General features: G+C 55.4%; 16 protein-coding genes and 1 pseudogene. 3 read left to right on the forward strand and 14 right to left on the reverse strand.

Annotated elements, in window-relative coordinates; all coding sequences use genetic code 11:
• The first annotated feature begins 332 nt into the window (after positions 1 to 332).
• Positions 333 to 770 (forward strand): EVE domain-containing protein, encoded by a 438-nt coding sequence (locus DIR46_RS27845; protein ID WP_162819364.1) that lies wholly within the window; start codon positions 333 to 335, stop codon positions 768 to 770.
• A gap of 203 nt (positions 771 to 973) precedes the next feature.
• On the forward strand, positions 974 to 1,567 hold the full coding sequence (locus DIR46_RS01605) for a tyrosine-type recombinase/integrase (protein WP_205289058.1): 594 nt from the start codon (positions 974 to 976) through the stop codon (positions 1,565 to 1,567).
• A 215-nt stretch (positions 1,568 to 1,782) separates the two neighbouring features.
• Here the strand turns inward: DIR46_RS01605 and DIR46_RS01610 are convergent, their stop codons facing one another.
• The 4 genes and pseudogenes from DIR46_RS01610 to DIR46_RS26305 all read right to left on the reverse strand — a co-directional run bounded on the left by DIR46_RS01610 (position 1,783) and on the right by DIR46_RS26305 (position 6,583).
• The gene (locus tag DIR46_RS01610) at positions 1,783 to 3,852 is read right to left on the reverse strand and encodes a plasmid replication protein, CyRepA1 family (RefSeq protein ID WP_109343680.1); all 2,070 of its coding nucleotides are present in this window, start codon (positions 3,850 to 3,852) and stop codon (positions 1,783 to 1,785) included.
• A gap of 107 nt (positions 3,853 to 3,959) precedes the next feature.
• Positions 3,960 to 4,931: pseudogene (locus tag DIR46_RS01615) on the reverse strand (IS481 family transposase); the annotation flags it as partial.
• 124 nt (positions 4,932 to 5,055) lie between these two features.
• On the reverse strand, positions 5,056 to 5,760 hold the full coding sequence (locus DIR46_RS26300; protein WP_162819365.1) for a hypothetical protein: 705 nt from the start codon (positions 5,758 to 5,760) through the stop codon (positions 5,056 to 5,058).
• A gap of 175 nt (positions 5,761 to 5,935) precedes the next feature.
• Positions 5,936 to 6,583, reverse strand: coding sequence for a hypothetical protein (locus DIR46_RS26305; protein ID WP_162819366.1), 648 nt, complete (start codon positions 6,581 to 6,583; stop codon positions 5,936 to 5,938).
• A 624-nt stretch (positions 6,584 to 7,207) separates the two neighbouring features.
• Here DIR46_RS26305 and DIR46_RS01620 point away from each other — a divergent pair.
• Entirely contained in the window at positions 7,208 to 7,921 is a 714-nt protein-coding gene (locus DIR46_RS01620; RefSeq protein ID WP_162819367.1) for a hypothetical protein, read from the forward strand.
• Between the two features lie 205 nt (positions 7,922 to 8,126).
• Here DIR46_RS01620 and DIR46_RS01625 read toward each other — a convergent pair whose 3' ends face one another.
• The 10 genes from DIR46_RS01625 to DIR46_RS01665 all read right to left on the reverse strand — a co-directional run bounded on the left by DIR46_RS01625 (position 8,127) and on the right by DIR46_RS01665 (position 20,553).
• Positions 8,127 to 9,626, reverse strand: coding sequence for a recombinase family protein (locus DIR46_RS01625; RefSeq protein WP_109343682.1), 1,500 nt, complete (start codon positions 9,624 to 9,626; stop codon positions 8,127 to 8,129).
• Between the two features lie 3 nt (positions 9,627 to 9,629).
• Complete coding sequence (locus DIR46_RS01630; protein ID WP_109343683.1) at positions 9,630 to 10,061, reverse strand: recombinase family protein; 432 nt, start codon at positions 10,059 to 10,061, stop codon at positions 9,630 to 9,632.
• A gap of 30 nt (positions 10,062 to 10,091) precedes the next feature.
• Entirely contained in the window at positions 10,092 to 11,459 is a 1,368-nt protein-coding gene (locus DIR46_RS01635) for an HNH endonuclease (protein WP_205289059.1), read from the reverse strand.
• A gap of 193 nt (positions 11,460 to 11,652) precedes the next feature.
• Positions 11,653 to 12,114 carry a hypothetical protein gene (locus DIR46_RS26310; RefSeq protein WP_162819368.1) on the reverse strand — a complete coding sequence of 154 codons (462 nt, stop codon included), beginning with the start codon at positions 12,112 to 12,114 and terminating at the stop codon, positions 11,653 to 11,655.
• Positions 12,107 to 12,559: a hypothetical protein gene (locus tag DIR46_RS01640; RefSeq protein ID WP_162819369.1), complete on the reverse strand. Its 453-nt coding sequence runs from the start codon at positions 12,557 to 12,559 to the stop codon at positions 12,107 to 12,109. The genes DIR46_RS26310 and DIR46_RS01640 overlap by 8 nt, the downstream gene beginning before the upstream one ends.
• 6 nt (positions 12,560 to 12,565) lie before the next feature.
• Positions 12,566 to 13,222, reverse strand: a complete 657-nt coding sequence (locus DIR46_RS01645) for a ParA family protein (RefSeq protein WP_109343685.1) — start codon at positions 13,220 to 13,222, stop codon at positions 12,566 to 12,568.
• 320 nt (positions 13,223 to 13,542) lie between these two features.
• Positions 13,543 to 14,298 (reverse strand): ComEC/Rec2 family competence protein, encoded by a 756-nt coding sequence (locus DIR46_RS01650; protein WP_229446457.1) that lies wholly within the window; start codon positions 14,296 to 14,298, stop codon positions 13,543 to 13,545.
• 62 nt (positions 14,299 to 14,360) lie between these two features.
• Entirely contained in the window at positions 14,361 to 16,031 is a 1,671-nt protein-coding gene (locus DIR46_RS01655; protein ID WP_109343686.1) for a T6SS immunity protein Tli4 family protein, read from the reverse strand.
• The gene (locus DIR46_RS01660; RefSeq protein ID WP_109343687.1) at positions 16,028 to 17,734 is read right to left on the reverse strand and encodes an esterase/lipase family protein; all 1,707 of its coding nucleotides are present in this window, start codon (positions 17,732 to 17,734) and stop codon (positions 16,028 to 16,030) included. Before DIR46_RS01660 ends, DIR46_RS01655 begins: the two co-directional genes overlap by 4 nt.
• Complete coding sequence (locus tag DIR46_RS01665) at positions 17,731 to 20,553, reverse strand: type VI secretion system Vgr family protein (protein ID WP_109343688.1); 2,823 nt, start codon at positions 20,551 to 20,553, stop codon at positions 17,731 to 17,733. The genes DIR46_RS01660 and DIR46_RS01665 overlap by 4 nt, the downstream gene beginning before the upstream one ends.
• Positions 20,554 to 20,651: the final 98 nt, after the last annotated feature.

A 20,651-nucleotide genomic window follows, 5' to 3' on the forward strand; every position in this document is an offset into this window, starting at 1 on the left:
CCAACACGAAGACACCCACATTCAGCCCACGAAACATACAAGAGAATCTGGACAGAAGCTAGTCTACAACCCGCGCATAAAAAATACAAGAGAATCTGTTCTCCGGGCATGTTGTAACTTTCACATCGTCACCATTGAAGCCGGCGAATATTTGGCATAGGGCTGAGATCACGCCGCCCAACTAGCAGTAGTACCTTCCGAATACATGGAACGGCTGTGCCCAGACCTTCCACGGCTTTTGATACCACAATGAACTCGCGCCCTCCCTGTAAGGTTGCTGACTCGGACTTGCGTCGCATACAATGTCAGCCCACATGGATACGAAGGTAGGTATGAGCCATAGCAACTGGTTGGGCGTAGTGTCACGGTCACACCTCTCGCAGACGGAAGGTGCCGAATCTTGGTGGTGCCTCCCTCACACGGCGGCGCCGGGCGATCGAATTCTTTTCTACTGTCCCCGTTCCCTCAGCGCTGAGAAGCAAGGGATTTTTTCGGAAGCAGAAGTCTTGTCGTCACCCTCCCCTACTCGGGCAGAGAACTGCAACTGCGCTACCTATGGGACGACGCGGCTCCACTATGTAGAAATTCGGATCATCGAGTGCTTTGCCCGAAGCTTGACCGCTGCGCAAATGAAGCAAAATGTTGCACTGAGCCGCAGCGAGCCCGTCAGGAAAAACTTTCAAGGCACAGCATTCAAACTCGAGACCCGTATCTTCGAACAAATGAAGTCAGCATTGACAGCCCTCAAGCTTACGAGTTCCAAGGTCTAAGGTCGGCCCAGAAAACGGATGAGGTCGTCGAAACTCTAGGCCATCAGTTTAGGAAGGGTCTGCATACAAATGTTTACTAAATGCAATTAGTAAACAATGTGGCCCCATGTGCCACTCTTCCGATGTACGAGCGCGACAAGGCTGGATAGAATGGTTAGAAATTATTGCAACCAAGCAATAATTAACCATTTTAAGGCGATCTGATGCGGGAAGGTCAAGCTAAGGTGCTAAGCGAGCGCGAGCTGTCTCGCGTCATCAATTTGGTAAAGAAGAAGGCGCACGCCAAGCGCAATGTCGCCCTGCTCTACTGTTCATTCGGCCTCGGCCTGCGTGCGAAGGAGATGGCCGCGTTACGAATTAAGCATGTGCTTGGCGTCGACGGCGGCCTTCTGGACGAAATCAACCTCACAGCGGGGATGACAAAGGGAAGCAAGCAGCGACATGCGTACTTGGCGAACCCCAAAGTTGTCAACGCACTTCAAGAGTTCATCAGCGAGCGGAAGAACCGTGAAGGTATTCTGTTCAACTTAGAGGCGCCGCTGTTCAGGTCACAGAAAGGCAGTTCGTTTTCACCGAATAGCCTACAACAACTCTTTCATCGTATGTACCGCGACGCGAAGTTACACGGCGCTTCCAGCCACTCCGGAAGGCGCACATTCGCTACGACGCTGATCGAAAAGGGCGTGGACATCAAGGCGGTGTCTACGCTGATGGGACACTCTTCCATCGCAATGACTGCGAAGTACGTAGAGAACAATCCAGCCCGGCTTAAACAAATCTGTACGGATCTGTTTTGAACAGGCGACAGCGGGAACAACAGGCGCTTCCTATATGTAGAGAAGAGAGAGTGCGTGTTGTCCCCGCTTTGAACTGCTAAGCAGTTAGAAGCGGGGACAGCGTGTTGCTCCCCGTTGAGGGGTGACAACACGGCTCGCCCGATGTATATAGAAGGGATAACGTGTTGTCCCCGCCCGCCAATCCGCTACGCAGCCAGTAGTAATGGCGCTGAGATTTAGCGTTGCTTGCGGCGTGCCAGGTACCGAGAGGCAGTCTGCCAGCCTTCGACGTCGATAGCGTAGAAATATACCTTCCTCTTCGCGATCTTCTGTTCCCTGACCACTGCCAGCGATAGTCCCATTCGACCAAGCACATTTCCCAGTTGCATCATTGGCTTTTTCTGCACGTCTTGTCGCACGGACATGCCGAAGAGGTCCTGAAGACGGGCTGAATTTTTCTGGCAAAATTGCGTAAACCCGCCCAGATCGTCGGACGTAATTACGGCGTCAAGTTTGAGCGGAGTCGCTTCATCGGCTAGACCGGCCTGTGTTAGCAATGCTTTCAACATTAATTGTTTTAGTGTCCTCTTCTTCTTGTCGGTGACAATTGTTGCCAGCTCAGAATCGCGGAAATCCTTCGTTGCCAACTCGGACGTTGGCGAAAAATAGGTCTCCAGTAAGCTCAACTGTCGCCGATAGCTGCCCTTGTTATCCAAAGCGAGTAGATCTGCTGAGGCATTTTCACCGTAGAAATGTTCGATTTCATATCGCTGCACCGCATCGTCTTCGGCTTTTGTAAGGGGTGAGGAGTTTTCACGTAATATGTCGTAGCTTTCAGCTGAAAGCTGCACTGAACCACATATATCTGCGATTCGCCTTTCCTCAACCGCATCCTTAGCAAGTCCTTTCACGACTTTGCCGAGCTCCGCATCCTGATCATCAACGCCGACGTAAACAAGATGCCAACCATTCCTTTCACGAAGTTTTAAAAGATTCTGTCGCACATTATTTTTTGAGGCACGGGCTATGCTTGTTACTTGGGCATAGACATTAAGATAAGTGCTGTCCAGAGCCGGTGCGCCGTCTTTGCGATAGCCAATCAAAACGTCGTTTAATAGGCCATTTAGCTCTGCCTCGCGCAGTATGACATCCGCCTCAGTCTCGAAAGTGAAGGTCTCGCCCGCGATCCATACCTTTACCGCTTTCGGATTCCGCACACGAGCAAGTTGCTGGTCGATGTCGAAGTGCGTATTTACCCTACTTACGAAAAATCCAAATACTGTATCAACGTGCTGTGCAGCGTCAGGAAATGTGATATCAATTCCAGTTCCTAGTGTGGGCGTGGCTATAACAACATCATAATTCAGGATTTCTGTCTTAATGGACTTGATAAAATCTTGTACTTCAGCAGTAGATGACGTTTTTGACGTCACCAACATGACGTTAAGGGCATCGCCATGTGTAAGTCGAATAGCAGTCTGTAACTCGTTCGCCTTCGTAATCGAATTGGTCGCAATGTAGTGGCGTCCACCTGATCCAATGGCGCTGAGCATTTCTTGTGTTAGATGAGATTCTGAACGGTAATAGTAAAAGTCCTTCTGCGTGTGCCTACTAGCCTTATGATCATTCATGTAAAAATGATATTGATTATCCGGACCGCAAGCTTGATATACGCCCTCAACTGTAATCGGCCCCAAATCAGCATCAGCGACAACAACATATTTTGCAGCTGCAAGATAGTGAAATAATTGCATATAGCAGACACGACGTTTGTTCTGTAATGTGCTCCCAGTTAGATGTCCAAAAATTTGTTCGCTCTCGTCCAAAATTACCACGTCAAACTTGTTGCGCAAAGGCCTCAATAGCTTATGCATGCTATCAACACAGATAGCATAATAGGAGGTTGGCGGATTATTCTTGTATTCGCCGTTGTTGAGGTAGAAGTAGCATGTTAGCCCCAGCCGAGCAGCCATACTTTGCAGAAGCGTTTGACGATGTCCTACCAACAACACAGAACATCCCATCGCACGGAATTCTGCGACCTTGTCTGCAAGGATTTCTGATTTCCCCGATCCTTTTTCGCTAGATAAGAATGTCACTCCTTGAGCGATTGGAATGTCCGCAGATTTCAGAAATTTTTGGTTGAACGTATGGGCAGTTCGCTCAGCGCGTACTTGCGTAATTAATTCAACAGCATCGTTATCTTCGTCGTAATAGCTACCGGGGTCCTGTTCGTATTCCATCTGACGAATAAGCGATTCAGTGCGATAAAAGTCGAAGTCTGAGCGGGCTGTGGTCGATTTCATCCAAAACGTTGCGGCACAAGCATGACAATACACCCCCTTGTTGCCTGCTTTGCTCCTAACAACGAATGCACTCGGGTTATGATCAATGTGAACCGGACAGTGTACGTGTCGAGTCCCGTCTGATCGTAGACGCGTTTGACGAATAGATCAGGTTTGCGTTTCTGCCAATCCTTGAGCGCCTGAATCGGTGTCGTTGAGCCGATAGCTCGCTGCGGGATATGGTGGTTGTAAAGCTTGAGGTAATTGTGCAATGTGGTCTCCAGATCGGCCCTGCTATCGAAGCGGGTCTGCGCGATCAGCTCACTGATCCTGCCATTGAAGCGTTCCACCATGCCGTTAGTTTGCGGGTGGCGCGGAGGCGCCAGGCGATGCTCGACTTCCATGCTGCCACATGCCTTGTCGAAGGCGTGATTGCCGCTGGGCTTCTTGTCTTTGGTGGCGAAGCGGTCGGTAAATTGCGAGCCGTTGTCGGTCAGTATCTTGGTGATCTTGATCGGCGATGCGAGCTTCAAACGGCGCAGGAAATCGACGCTACTACGTTCAGTCATATCGTTGTAAATATGCAGAAAAACCCAGCGCGTCGCGCGGTCAATGGCAACAAACAGGTAGCGGCGTGAGGTTTCGTCAGGCATCTGTGGCAGGTACTTGATATCGACGTGCAGGAAGCCTGGCTCATAGTCCTTGAAGGTCTTCTTGGCCTTGATCGTTTCGCCTTCAGCTTGAGGGATCACGTCCTCCAGTCGTGCCATGCCTTCGCGTTTGAGCAGTCGCGCAATGCCTGAACGAGAGACCTCGGGATTGATGTATTGCCGGGTGATGTAGAGCAGGTCGTCGAGCGGTAAGTAAAGCGTCTGGCGCAGGGACAGCACGACCAGTTCCTGGGCTGCGCTCAGGGTCGTATGCAGGGTGTGAGCACGATGCGAGCGGTCTTGCACATCGTCCCGCTTGAGCCATTTGGCAGCGGTGGCCCGAGTGATATTGAACACCTTGGCCGCTTGACGGTCGGACAGGCCGGAATCCTTGATCTCCTGACGGATTTTTGGCGTGGTGCGGGCTTGCGGGTGAATGCGTGAACTCATGCTCGATATGGTGATGTTCTGCGAGGGGCTGACGAACGATGCGGGAAGCCAGCAATTATCTCATCGAGCACGTCCTTTGCACGGAACAAGGCCATGCTGCGTCGGGGAACATGATCACACGAAACTAAACATGTACGCTCTCCTCAAATGGTATCGAACAGAACGCTTCTGTCACACCATTTGCCCGTGTCACTGGATGATCAGGAGAAATGTCCACGTCGGAACGGCGCACAACATTCGGGTAATTCTTCTTTCCGTTTGTGCTACTTTTATCCGGTACAGATGCAGGATCGTGTCCAAGTTTAATGAGCTGGTCTAGCTGGTCATTCGACAACACGTTGCCAAGCATAATCGGGTCGCTACCCTGTGACCCATAAAACGCGCGACACGCGTCCTTACAAGTCTTGTCCCCACCGAACTTGCGAATCAGCCCTTGATAGGCAGCAGTCATCTGGGTCGGATCGGTAATAGTTCGCTCGGTTTGGAATACAATCCGAAAGCGGTGGTGCGATTCAGTGTGTGATGGAGTCCGATAAACGAAACCTCCGTATTGCTTGACAAAATCGTTGTTCAGGGCGTCAGACATCTTCATGCCACCGTCGATGTCGACCGCTAGTACATCTGAACATATGAAGTTCTCATCCTTACGACTAATTCGGTGTTGTGCACAGAACGGGTGGCCATCGTTCACAATGGAGGCTAATTCCGCCAATGTCACCGATACGTTTTCGCATTTTCGGGTGAGAGTTCCAAATAATTTAAGGTCTCCCTTTTCGATTTTATCTCTGATCAGCCAGTTTACGGCAACTTTAAGTAATTTTGTAGACATTTTATTTTAGTTTTTTTCGCAAGATTGTTTATTGATCACTATTTTACGATTCAATCGGGTCTATCTTATCTAGCACGATTTCTTTGGGCTATGCGGATGGACAGCCGCTTTCCGCATAGCTCTTGCCTTTAAATTTTTGTTTGTGTTTTCAGCCACCTGCGCGAGTCATGGGACTTTAGGTCAACGTAAGAAAACCAGTGTCCTTAAGCTCATCGAGCATCGATTCACACATTATCCACCCTGGCGATACGCATTCGACACGCAGCCCAGAATCGCCCTTATGGTAGCTTGGGAGCGTGCAAAAATTTCCAATATCATAGCTGTACGGAAAAGATTCCGGGTGTCTACCATCTCCATTTGCCCATTTTTGAATCGAAGGCGCGAGTTCCAAAAATTTCCTAACTGAAATCGGCTTGAGTAACGGGAAGACAATACGAAACACTTCCCGTTCGAACCTCGGGTCCAGCGCCGTGTAACTCGCGTGTTCGAGATCGGCAAACTGAGGAGCCAATTCAGTTATATTAAATCTTTCCGGAAAATCAATCACAAGTAACGAAGACTTGTTTGTGCGCTTGCGCGACGTAATTTCAGGCCATGCACAATAGCCGTGCGGAAAAATGTCATCTGTATCAACTCCATTATTAACTGATAGCAATACCAGGAAGGTGCCCCAGTCAGTATTTATTTTGCGATGGCCCTCATAGCAATCCTCACAAAATAGAGCGTCAATTGGGAGTGAACTGTAGTATTTGCTAATGCTCGCGTTAAAGTGATTAGGAGGAATATAAAGGGAGTGGTGAGGCACAGAACGGTTCTTCTTCATGTTGAATTTCAAATATAAATGTTAATTTAAATGTGAAATTCTTTCGGCGCCCAATGCGCAGCTCGGCTCCGAACGAAATAAAGTCGAACGGAATCAAGATGGTCGTGCGGATTGATGGAGGCAGAACGCCTGCGATAACGGAAAGAGAAAACGGCAAAGGTGCCGTTAGACTGACTCTGACAGATTTGCAGGCGAACCCCAACATCCGATATACCGGATGAAAGAATTTCAAGCCTGCCCCTTCCATCATGCTAGGTGATGGTGCCGCTCTCTGACGGCCGTGTTACCCACGAGGCGCGGATATTTCCGCAAAATCTGGCAGCGTAGCTGGGTTGAAGCACTGAACGCTTAGGACAGAATAGCCGAGCCAGTTTACTGACGTCAATAGCTCAGCAAAAAATTCAAGTTTCTTTCAGGAAACATCGAGCATTCTCTGGCAGATCTGCCGGCCGTCCAGCGCACCTATTGGTCGGAGACAACGGGCGTCTCTGTCAGTAGTACACAGACCCATCGAGTTGTCCCCACGGACTAGCAGAAGCCTTCCTTTGACCCGCTCTTACCTCTGCACATAAATAGCTACAGCCAGAACAACTTTTGCCCTCTGGCGGCGAAACGAGAACACACTTGAACAATACATATATCAGTCCGGTGGCTAGCGACCCCAAACCTAACCTGACCCAATCGACTGCACAGGCAGAGACCCCGAATATTTGCACATATGCTAACGGATGGCTGTCGAACTGGCTTCCAAAGACAGTATGCCTGAGCGGAGATTCGCTCGACAGCCCGCATCAGAATTTCGAGGCTGCCCAGGACTATGTGATCCATGGCACGTCACCGATCGACGAGGGCATGCTCGCCATTACGCTCGCAGAAAAATTTGCACGCGCCGGCGGGCACGTCATCTGGGTCGGAACGACGTCGGATCTGTATCGCATGTCGGACGAGCTCTTGTTCAAAATTGCCGGGCTCGAACTTCCTACCGAGGGCACAGAGGTTCAATTCGACGTGATCAAGTACCTTGACCTGATGGATGCACGCGCCGAAATGATGAACATGTGGATTGATTTCTGCAACGTCGAAGACTGTGGGGACATGGCTGTTGAGCAAGACTTTGTGGCGTCGATGTCTTCCTTCAAGCCAACATTGATCGTGGTGGCTTCGTCGATCTTCGACGATCAGACACTAGACGCATTTGAGTTCTTGATTCGCAACACGTCCGGTCTGCAAATGGTGAAGCACTTACGTGAAACGAATCCGATCTGCAATATTTTGTGGCCGTCGTCGGTCGCAAATAGTACGCTGACTACCTTGCCGAATTTGCACGATACTCAGTAAGACCTGCTGGACCGGGTCGTCAGCCGCTTAGGTCGGATTTCCGTTCGGCCTGACCTTGCCTTACTCTACTTTGACGACCGTGATCCCATGGGCGTTCCTGGTCATGCCTTGATGCTGGTACACAAGACGGAGGCGGAAGCTGGGTGGCCAAGTTTGAGTCGTGACCAGGCTCGGCCGCTGGCATGTCTGTACCACTTGGGGGCTTTCATCCGCCTCGTATCCCAAGTTCAACCGTGACCTGCGTCGGATCATCAAAATTCGGATGCACGACACGGAAGCCCCCGTTCTTTGCCTTGATCGTAAAGTAGCGTCCTGTATCCTTCCGGGTGACGTAGCGACCGCGAACGCCTCGCCCTGTACGTTTAGGTTCTGTACGCATGTGTTCGCTGATGTAGGCCTCGACTCGCGCCGCAGAGAATCCACTCTCCACTAACCCGGCACGCAAAGCCTCGATCTCCTCTGGTGACGTAAGTGTCCCTGCTGGGAAGACACGAACTATCTCGATCAAATGCCGGATGTGCTCGGAGATCTTTGCCCGGACCATGAACAGTGTATCGCCACTGAGTCCGTCGAGCTTCTCAAGCGTGGCGCGAACTGTTTCAACTTCATCCGTACGACGCTTCGCTGATAGCTGGACCGTAAGAAGCTCATCCTCAAGCTGCGTCTTCGAGCTGTTCATTATTCCAACTTCGTGCTCCAGTTCACGAATGCGCTTAATCACCGCCGCTGGCGCGTCGCCGAGTTCAAGCGCATCCATCAGACGTGCGAGCCGAGTACTCGCTTCATTGATGGCGGACTCAACAGATTGGAGTCGTCCGACCAGCGAAAGTTGCCGATCTTGCTCTCCCTCTACAGCGTCCACGTCAAACAATATTTCCTTCAACTGTATGGTCCGGCAGAACGTCAGGAAACTGCTCTCGAAATCTTTATAGGGCCATTGGACCGCGAAGCATCCTAGCCCACGGCGAGCGCCATCACACACCAAGACCTTCTTACCCGGCCTCGTTACATTATTGCCATCTGCGGACCTTGTTCGCTGCGCCGAGCCGCCAGCCAAAATCATCGTACTCCCGCAATAGCCGCACTTGATTAGCCCACTTAACAAGTTCGGTACCTCTGTTCCTTTCCTTGCCCTTGCGCCACTAAAAAGCCGCTCCTTCCGAAGATTCTGTAGGTAGAAAAATTCTTCTTTCGTGATCAATGCAGGGTAGTAGTCAGGTACAGGCGCACCATGGGGTGCGAGCTTCCCACTGTTCCAAAGCTGAGGCTGAAACTCGCCGTACAGTGCTGTATTGGTGATGATTTTGTTAATGTACGACGGATACCAGCCCTTCCCATGCGAAGAAACCGGTGGCAGCGAACGTTCATTCAACCGCTTGGCAATAAGCGCCTGCCCCATCCCTGACTTGACCATGTCGATGATTTCCATGACCAGCTCGACACGCTCAGGGATGAGTATGAACTCGGTCTTGTTCGGACTAAGTTCCATCCAAGCTGGACATCGAGCTGTCAATTTTTTCTCATCGATTCGGGCACGCTTGGCTTCCCATGCAGCAGACACGCGACGACTCTTCATCGCCGACTCTTCGTGAGCGCGCGCCATGATTGTGATCGAGATGATCAAGCTGGAAAAGTTGTTCCCGACCGATTCTGCGCTGTACACCATGTTGTCGGCCAGCGTGACAACCGTAACGCCTTGGCGCAAAATCTAGATGAAAATCTCAAGCGCGGCCAGCACTTTGTCACGGGACAAACGGTCAAGCGATTCGACCAACAAGAAGGACCCATGGGCAATCCGGCCACGCTTTACTGCTTCGAGAAACCCACCAAGTGCGCCACGATCGATGTTTGAACGATCAAACGCCGAAAGACCCAAGTCGTGAAGGTGGAGAGATGTGTCAAGCGTCAAGCCGTGCGCCGAAGCGTACCGTTCTGATAGCTCGGTCTGCCTTCGAAGCGAGTCCCCCTTCTGCTGCTCGGAAGTGGAAAAGCGGATGTAGCTGTAAGCGACGGGCAAGGTGGCAATCCAATATTGATGCAGTGCAACAATTATACACCTGATTTTCGTGTATTCATAGACCCAATATCGAAATGACTTACCAGCAGCAAATGTGAAGAAATCCCACAATGCGGAATACAACCTTCACGTCCCGGACACCGTTGCCAACGGTCAACGCTTGAATACCGATTGCTCGTGATATCGAAGGAACTCGATTTGATCTGAATTAAACGTTCCTACATACTTCACCTCCGGAATCCCCCATTTGGCTAAAATCATTTGATCGAGTTGCTTTGAGATCAGCAACCTACCATCGGAAGAGAACGAGATAAGTCCCCTGTCGAAGAGATGATCGATGTGGGGAGCAAGCAGTAGCCCGTTACAACCGTTCAACTTCTCGTCGTCGCTACTATCCTTCCATGGCTTAATGTGGCTAGCGCGTAAGTGAAGCGGATCGGTCACGCCAGTAATTCGACACCCTTTCTCATTGAGCCGGACATTCGCTTTGAACACCCCTTGGCCCCGCCGCGCATTCACAAGTTGCGTCTTAGTGGTAGCACCAATGTCTGTTCGCCCCCGAATTGCTTCCTCTTGCTGATCTGCAGCAATCTCGCTCTCATCAAGCTCACCTTGAAGCGCCTTTAAGGTTAAGGTGAATTCTTTTCCAATCAGTGTCGCCAGAACGTCCGCCATCGACGCTGGAACAGCTGCCAAATACACCGACTGTAGTCCGTCGCCCGACTCTTGCAGCGGTGAGTATTTGGCAGGGAGATGGGCACGAATCGCTTCAATATGATCCTTCGGGCGAATCTGCGAATGGAGTTCTTTGAACTCGACAGGAACAAGCCATCCGTCCTTAGCCCAGCTCGCTCCCGCGTCGCCGAAATCTGGCTTAGTCGATGTCTCAGCTTTGCCAATTGCCACTCCAATTGCTTTGATGCGTGTATCGCAGAACGAGAAGACGACATCGCCAATGTTGACATCCATCATGTTGTCATAAAACTGATTTCGAACGCCATCCGCTCTTGTCTTTGGCGACCATAGAAACCCACCCGGCACCTCGGTCTTGTACGTCTGATTTTGGTTGACCCACCAGTAGCGGCGGTTTGTAGATTGAAGCAACGTCCGCAAGCTCTTCGTGGAAACAACGTCAATGCCGCTCACGGCATCACTCCGTACTTCCTGTTTGGCGTGCACTGAGAGAGGATTACTCGCGTTGAGCTGATATGGCTTGAATGCATAGTTCGACTTATGCAGTAGCATCTCTGCTCTTGAAATCAGGATCTCATCAAAATAGGCTCGCCACTTCGTTTCAACGACAAGCGCTTCTACGGTTAGGTCCAGACGGCCATGTTTCCAAAGGTCCGCGAACCCATCTGATGGAGTTTTTTTGCTCAACAGCTTGCGCGCTGTCGCATAACCGCCGTCGGCACTTAACATACCGAGAAACGCAGTTGCCGGAAATCCAAGGTCTCGCTTTGCCTCAGCAGCTTTGCTACGTAGGAAATTAGTAAACTCTTGGTCCTCTTGCTTATTCAAAATTCTTTCCTCTGGCTTTAATTAGCGGTGCGCACCTAAAGACGTCAAAATCCTTACCAAGTAGGTTATTGTACCTATGTATTCACCCAGCCTCGCCTTCTTAATATGAAACAATATCCGATACCGTCTAGAGTAAAGTTGCCGAAGATTTGCTTAATAGCGACAGCAAACAGACATTTCGGCAAACCTATAGCTATACCAAGAAACGGGAAAAATTGATTGTTCCACCTTGATGCGTAGGAATTACAGCCAGAGCCGCAAGATACGCTGCAGTTTGCGAAAACACATCATTTAGATCAAGCAAATGAATATCTGTAGACGACAATTCCGGCTGCCCACGCAAAAGACGAGCGAAGCTATCCTGATAGCCGATCCCAGCGATATAGATACATAGCTTTGGCTTAAGACGAAGCAAATCAGAGTGAAGCATCTTTGCCTCATCAACACCTATTAAATCAGCTGAAAGTTTGCTTTGAAAATGAGCGATTAACACATCTTTGCTATCAGTTATCGCACCGTCAACAGACCCGTCTTTGCCCCGAGGTCCCGGGATGAACGAGAGATGTGAAGCAAGCCGCTGGCCAATTATTTGCTTTGTAGCATTTGTGCCACCTACGACGCCGTCTACCATATTGTTTATGTGATAGCTATGCATTTTCGCTGAACTTCTCTAGAAGAAAATGAAAGCCGATATCAATTAACTGCTCCGCTGCGTTCTGTTGACCCACTGCCACAATCGCGAACAAGGTTTTGCGGGTAGGCTTTACATATAATTGCTCACAGTTCTCCACATCGATATCGAACTTAGACTTGAAAGGACCGAGTCGATGTTTTTTGACAGAATAAAATCCGAAACAAATTATTTCATTCCATCCGAAATTTTCTCCGAACATCGCCTGCATCTTCTTCAGCTGTTCAATCTGGCGAAGTTCGACATTGATCGGATACCCCTTCTTACGCCCAGCATATTTCTCAACTAGTGACTGCACAGATATATTAAGGTAATAATCGTCCTCATCCAAGGAAGGTCGAGTATCGTTTCGACGCCTTGGCCCAGGATTTTCAGGCAACTCTACATTAATCAAATTCTTTTGGATCATAACTGTCTACCCAAGAGCAATATCGGTATATATTTTACCAATATCGACGTTTGTTGGGTAACTCCAGGCGAATTTATAATCAACAAATACTGCGTTACCAAACAATTGTGGATTAATCGGCAAAGCATCGGTGATCTCGACACTACCAAAAGCTTGACCTAAAGAATCTCTTATACTCTGACCTGATATCCCAATCGGAACTACTTTGACCCGAGCTGTTACCCCAATTGCTGAGAGTCGCTGAATCGTTTCCAGCACAGTAATCAACTGGGCCAATCCACCAAAGTCATCGTATTTAACAGGTACGAGAATTAGATCAGGCCTCACTTCGCTTATGATGCTGTTTGCCGTCAATGGATCAGGAGTCGTATCGAACACAAAATGATCAAAGTCCAGCTTCAGTATTTTTGATATACGTTTGCTTAGGTCGAACTTCGTGATCTGTCTTAGCGGGTGCAACGGAATTATGCCCGAGCCATTATTTAGCATCTCAACTTCATCAGTCGATGGAGGATCCCCAAAGTTGAAAAAGCAATAACTATTTACTTGTCGGTCTCCGTCAACCAAAAGAACTTTTCCCTGCTGCTGCAATATCCCAGCTACGTGAATGGCAGTCGTTGATTTACCGACACCGCCTTTGAAATGAATACATAAGACTTTCATATAATTTTTCTATATTCTATATAAATGATTTTTTAAAACCGGAAAGATTCTATCTACAGCCCTAGGCGACACGCAGTTATGTTAGCAAACAAATGTCGCGTGCACCGCCAGCGTAGCCAAATACTTTTGCATGTCACCAAGCAAAGGTGTTGTTGCCCAATATATCATGTCTGTGGTGCCTCATGGAAAGACTCAACTTGCGTGCTTCTCATGCCGCTTCAATTTCTTGCTACTGACTAAGGGTCATAGATTGATGTGTACTTGCGTCCGTACCGCTGCCAGAGAAGTAACGACGATATATGGCAGAGCGGCCGATGTATTCATAGACCCAATATCGACACCAGGTGACCGATGCCGGTGCGGTTGAAGACGTCCCAGTCGTCCTGGTCGATGCCGCGCTGGTCGCCGATGACCAGGGCCACGATCACGCCCGCGTATGGCTTGCCTTCGAGGATGGCCAGGATCCGCGTGCGCAGGTAGCCGCGCGCGCGTTCGATCGCGTAGCCGGCGCCGGGGGTCCAGTCGTCGAGGCGCTCGTTCCGGCTGCCGGCGGGACGCACATAGCCGGTGGCGCGCACCCCCTGCTCCAGCAGCCAGGCCTCGTAATCGAAGCCGTGCGGATTGGCGTTGCCGTGGGGCCGCTGCAGGCGCACGACCAGGCGCCAGCGTTCGCCGGGATGGATGAAATCGGGATCGGCAGCGGTGGCGCCGTACCAGGACAGGACGATTTTCGGAGGGACGGTGGCGCCGCGGGTTTCGGTGTGCGCGACGTCGAAGTGGAAGCGCACGCCGCCATCGAAACGATGCGGCAGGCTGGCGATGGCGCCGGTGACGGTGATGTCGCGGCCTTCGTCCTGATGTGGCAATGCATTGTGCAGGGCCAGGTGGGCGGTCAAACCTGCCCAGGCGAACCCGAGAAGTGCGCCCGCGCAGATGACGGTCGGCGCGCAGGTTCGCCATCTGCACGCCAGCACCGCGACAAGTGCGCACGCAAGCAGGTTCGGCGCCGAGGGCAGCGCCGCCTGCAGCTGCATCCAGGCCGCACCGGCTGCAAACGCGAGGATGGCCAGGCGCATGGCTGAGTGTCTCGATCCTCGTCGCTGTCGACAGAACGGAAAAACCTGGTGGCCGCAACGATCTAGCTGGCCGAGGCGGAATCGGCCGTGCGTACGAGTTGCCAGGCGCTGCGTCGACGGATCAACCCGGTGTGGGCGACGCCATTCCGGCGCGGCAGCGCCTGGAATGTCGCGGCTGGCAGCAGGGCGCCAGCCGCGAACCAGCGGGTGCCGTCCAGCGCCTGGCTGTCTTCACAGCGCCACCAGCCGCTCGCCGGGCACTTCCATCCGGTCTTCGCCACACTCCCGATTGCCATGTCGACATGATCGAAAGGCGCCGCCCCTGCGGGCATATTGCCCGGCTCGGAAACGCCCAGTGCCTGCTCCAGCCCGGGCGGCTGCGTCTTGCGCTCGCTGTTGCGCTTGTCCACCAGTGCCCATAAGGTCGCATTCGCACTCTCGTAGCTGGGCTGCACTCCCCGCAAGCGCTGCCACATGGTTGGCTCAGGGAGCAACAGGGCCTGCGGCATGGTCTGGCCCTGCTTCAGGAACTGACGCTGCCCGCCCAGAACGGCAATGCCATTCCCTCCGTCGCCACAGTGCCACCATCCAGTCTGGGGACAGGTCTCCCCGGCCAGGACGCTGGTTCCCAGCGCTACCGCGGGACGGTCAGGCTTGGTATTCGCCGCCGGGGCAGCCGGTCTTGGCCGGATACTGGTGACGATGCTTTCCCATAGTTCGAACATGGCCTCTTCGGTCAGCGTCGACTGTACCGGCTTGCCGCCCGATACCGGGTTGACGCCCGACTCCAGTTCGAGCTTCAGGCGCGGCGCGTGGACATCGTCCTGATTGCCGGCCATCTCCCATTGAAACGAATAGCCGGTCGTGAAATTCGGCTCACGCGCGCGCAACACCAGCTCTTCGCCCGGCAGGCCGTTGACCGCGCGCTCGTGTTCACGTAGATGGGAAAATGCCAGCCGCATGAACACCGGCGCGCGGTCCACGGCTTTGGCATGGCGTGCCAGGAGGCCTGGCGCCGGGCCGGTCCCCGACATCGACGACAGGGCGATGTTGACGTCCGGGTGACCAGGGATTCCGGCGAACATCACGACACTCTCGACATTGTCGTGTTCGTAGGGGTCCTGGAGAATGACATGTCCAAGGCAAAATCCGCTCTCCCTCGGTATTTCGCCGTCGGCAAGTGGCCGGATGCGGCTGAGTATCCTGGTCAAGCCGTCGATATATCCGGGTGCGACCCACTCGATCTTTCCGGTGACGCTCACCCCGGGAAATCGGAGCATGCTGAGAAATTGGAGGTTTTCGCTGTAAAAATAGCCGTTATCTCCCAGTATTTTCGTGCGTCGCCGGTTATGCACGAAGGTTTTTCCACGCCCCGTGCCAACAATGAGCTCCTTGCTGGCCTCCATGCTGGGTTGACCATCCTCGTTGACGGCGCCCGCTATCTCGAGTTCTCGCTTGCGCAAGCGCTCGGCAAACTCCTCCCCGGAGTCGGCATTGGAAGTGGAGATATCAAAGCCGCCTACCGCGCCATACCGCATGGTGACCTGTGCATCCGCCGGCAAATCGATCAGGAAGCGGCCCACGCAGCGCGTCTTCATATTCTCGGTCATTTTCGCCACCTTCCGCTTGTCGTAGTGCGCCTGCACCGAACTGGCGATCAGCGACATGAGCGCCAGCACGAGCGCTGTCAGCCCACACACCCATCGCACTCGCCCGCCGCCGAGCCGCTTCATTGGATTTCCTGGACGATCTTGACGATCAGATGGCGTACCAGGAGGCGCATCGCCTCGGGCTCGAGGCTTTGCTGATGCCGAAATCCGATCGGCGCGAACGTCTGCCTTACATGCGACGAAGGTCCGGCACCGGATTGGACCGGCACGGTCTCGTCACCATGGGCGTCTTCCGGCCAAATGAAGAAGCGCAGATGCAGATTCCGCCCTACGCGTACTTCGCGGTCGCCGTTGCGCGTCGCCGAGACGAGCGTCGCGGCGCGAATCAGCGATGGGGACAACGCGGTGGGATTGATCGACGGCTCTCGGGCCACCCATCGGACTTGTCCAAACGCCTTCAATTCCTTGTCCGCGCCGTAGAACGCGTAAGTGTGCGGATGGTAATAGGGTTTCGGTGGCGCGCTGCCATCACCCCCCGTCATCAGCAGTTTCGTATGTAACTTTTCAGCGGCACCAATTGCATCGGATATGAGGTCGACGACAGCCGTGCCAACCTTACTGTAACGCCTGGCCGGATCGGCGAGTTCCGGATCGATCATGCGATACCAGGATTTCATATCGCGATAGAAATCGTAAGGATTGCCATCCGGTAGCGATAGCAGATCGCGCACCTCATCACGGCGATTTACCGACCGCATCGACTTGACGACGATCCAGGGCCGGGGATATAGATGGTTCGGCAACAGTTGCAGGGCGCCCGGGGACACCGCCATCACCGGGGTCGTTTCGGCACTGCTTTCGCCGATGATGTCGGCGATGGCGGAAGCCTTGCGATTATCGCCAAAGCCGTTCGTGAAGCGGCCGCCTTCGGTGCCGCATGCAATGCGCCGATAGGCGACTGGCGCGCCTAGCGCCGGCATCGTCGCATGGATGATCCCCGCAATATCCGGTGCGCTCCCGTCCCCGGGGGGACTCAGCCGCGCGCAGGCACGCGCGACCAGGCCTCCCATCGAATGGGTTATCAAGATCACTTTACCGCACTGGTGCTTGCGCTCGGCCCAGAATGCCTTGATCGCGTCGATGCGCGTTCGAAGCCGGCGCGCCGAGTCTTCGCATGAATTGAGCCAGTTGTAGCCGAATGCATACACCGGGTATTGATAGGCGGCATACTTCTCCAGCTCGGCCTCTGTCACCCGGTCTACCTGCCGCACACCCCACGACGACGCCTCGGTCTGCATGACCCTGCGCCAGAAGTGGCGTATCTCGCGCGTCCCGCGCGGCGATACCTGGAATGTCTTGTCCAGGTGTCGCTGCAAGTCGACGAGTAGCGCACCGTAGGATCCCGCATGCACTTCTCCCCAGCCCCGCTCACGCAATACCCTCGGATCGAACACGAGCGGTGCGAATGCCAACTCGCCGCCAGGGTCCACTTCGAGGATGCTGGCGTCCAGAATGCGCTGGCGTTCGGAAGGACTGCGCGCAGACCATTTTAACGATTCCAGATAGCCGTCGACGTTGCCGCTCGGCGGACGCCAGGCCGCCTGGCCAGGCTTCAGGATGGCATCGTCACTCGCTTGCATGTCGGGCCTGGCCCGCAGATTGGACCCCATGATTCCAGGCACGAGGATCACCGGAATCACCTTGCGCGAGCCAATCGTGACCCTGGCCCTCACCTTGAAGGCCGTCGGCGTCGCGACCGTATGCGCCACCAGGCTTCCATCGCTGTCGACAGTTGGCTGGGGGATTGGACGGGTCGGCTCCTTCATGCCCGGCCCACACCGGGATCGTCTGGTTCGTCGTCGGGCAACAGGCGAATTTCGATGTCGCCCATCGCGTAGCTGCTCAGGATGCTCGTGCGTCCCTCGTCGTCGGTGACGCCCTGGATGCGGGTGCCGTCTTCGTGGCGGGCGACGTAGCGCTTGCCGCGCGCCGGCAGATTGGTCTGGCGGTCGATCACGACCACCCGCTCGTCCGTTTCGAGTTCGGTCGCCGGCAGGCGCAGGCCGGCCGGCGTGCCGCCGCCCGGAGACAGATGCTCGACCGAGGCCGCCCTGACCACGTGCTTGCCGCTGCTCTGGTGCGTGATGGTGCCGCCGTCCCAGTCGGTCTGGGTGCCCTGCGACACCACCTTCACCGACGGCGCTTCGAGCTCGATGCCGGTGGCGGCGATCAGGCGGATGCGGCTGGACGACTTGATCTCGATGTCGCCGCGGTGGGTCTCCACCACGATGTCGCCACGGGCGGCGATCAGCTTCATGCCCAGCTCGTAGGCGAACATGCTGAGCGCACGCGAGGCGCGCAAAAAAAGGCTGCGGCCGGCCGCCAGTTCGGCGTCGCCGGTCGAGACGATGTCGACCTTGGTCTGGGCGCCGAGGGCGATGCTGTCGTCGCTTGCGATCGCCACGCCCGCCGGCGCGTTCACGGCCACCAGCGGCTCGCCCCCCGTTCCCGAACCGGGCGCGACGTTCGAGCCGTCGTGCCAATGGCGCAGCCGTTCCGCCAGCGCGTCCAGGCGCGGCCTGGCTTCTTCGTTCTCGCCATGTTCGCCCGCCAGTCGTCCAAGCGTGTCCAGCACGCCGTGCATCGTTTCCATGATGCCGACCAGGCTGGCGCGCTCCAGCTGGGCGCCGGCATCGTCCTGCCTGCCGCCCGCGCTGAGCAGAATGCCTTCGCCACCGCGCAGCGCCACCGCCTTGTCGCTGCGCAGTTCGGCGCCTTCACCGCGCGGGCCGGCCTGTCCGTTCGCGCGCGGTTCGGACAGCCAACCGAGGTTCAGCTCGGAAGCCGCATGCTCGCTGGCCAGTTGCACCGCGATCTGGCCTGGCGTGTCATCGAACAGCAGCTGGCCGCCGCGCGCGCCCCCGATCTCGCGGCTGCGCATCCCCGACAGATACCGATTGCCCGGCAACTCCCCCGCCCTGCTCAGCGCCGGCGGCTGCGCGCGCTGGTTGTACAGCTGCGACAGGATCACCGGCCGGTCCGGGTCGCCGCCCATGAAGGCCACCAGCACCTCGGTGCCGACGCGCGGCAGGCCGAGCGCGCCGGCCTGCTGCCGGCTGCCCGGCCCGGCGCCGGCCCAGTTGGACGCCACCCGCACCCAGGCCGAATCGGCCGGCGTGTCGGAGGCGCCGGCGCCGTGCGCATGGCGGTGGTCGCTGGTCCGCATGCCGGGAAAGCGGATCTTGACCCGGCCCAGCGCATCGCAATGCACCTCTTCTCCGGGCGGACCGGTGACGATCGCGCTTTGCAGCTGCGGATGCGGCAGGTCGACCCGGGGATCGAAGCTGGGGACCAGCGCAATGCCGCGCCGGACCGCGTCGAAGCTCACCCGCACGCGCACCGCGTCGAGCGATGGCGGATGCTCGGGAAAGGCGGCGTCGTCCATCCAGGCGCCCATCAGGCGCCGTACGCGCGCCGAGACGTCGGACGGCAGGTTGTTCTCGGCCTCGACGTGCAGCGCGGTGATGGTGAAGTCGCGCTCGGCCGCCGGGTGGGTGTCGATCTCGGGGTGGCCGCTGAGGGTGAACCATTCGCCGGCGCGCAGGTCGCGTACCCCGCCCTCGCCGTGGAAGCACTTGGTCTCGAATTCGTGGCGGTTCATGCGCACCTGGCCGAGCCGCCAGTGGTCTTCGACGTCGTTGCCGGCATGCGGCATCTCGACCTGGTAGTCGTCGAGGCTGGCGGCGAGCTGGTTGCCGCTGCGGCCCTGGTCGGCCATGCTGCGCGCGGTGGCGGTCATGAACTGGGTGCCGAGCGGGTTGCGGTAGTCCCAGCTGTGGCGCGTGGTGCTGCCCGGCTGCAGGCGGCGCGCGGCGCTCCAGGAGATGATGGTGTCGCGCTCTTCGCTGCCGCCGCCGCGGTGGTAGCGCACGGTGCCGGCGGCGTTGCGCGGCAGTGAGTTGGCATCGGCGAACAGCACCAGCGTGTGCACCGGCGACGCGTCGCGCTCGACCTCGAGGCTCCGGGTGCGCGCATGGCCGGGGCGGAAGGTCCAGGCCACGCCGCGCCGGCGCAGCAGGCGGCGCACGAAGGCGGCGTCGGACTCGTTGTATTGCATCGTCTGTTCGCGCGACGGGAACTGGCGCATGTCGAACAGCGGATCGAGTTCGTATTCGAAGGCGCTGGCCAGCACGCCGTTCGACTGCCGCCATTCGTCGAACAGCACCTGCACGATCTCGAGCTCGTTCTGGTAGCGGAACACGCGGCTGTTGACGCGCTTTTCCATGATCGCCAGCGCGTCGCGGATCACCAGCTGGTAGACGCCCAGGCCGCCGTCGTAGTCGCCGGCGCGGGCTTCGGCTACGATGCCGCAGGCGCCGCGCAACTGGCCGCGGTCGGTGACGAACTGGATCTCGGCCGGCAGGGCGATCAGTTCCTTGAGCGGCAGGCGCGGGGTCGAGGCGACGCAGGTGACGATGTATTCGAGGCCGCCGCAGACCGATTCGCTGCCGCTGACCCGCTGCGGCAGCAGCACTTCATCGGCGAGGTGGTCGGCGTGACCGAGCCGCAGCCGGATGGCCCGATGGGCCGTCGTCAGCGATTTCTCGTGCTGCAGCATGCGCAGGAATTCGCTCGCGCTGTCCAAGTGTCTCTCCCGTCCGGTGTTTACTCATGAGGAAGCACATCTTGTCACAGCGGGTCAATACGGGATTTGGGGCGTGTCAGCAACTGTCGAGTGAGATC

It is taken from the genome of Massilia oculi (genome assembly GCF_003143515.1).
GTDB classification, from domain to species: domain Bacteria; phylum Pseudomonadota; class Gammaproteobacteria; order Burkholderiales; family Burkholderiaceae_D; genus Telluria; species Telluria oculi.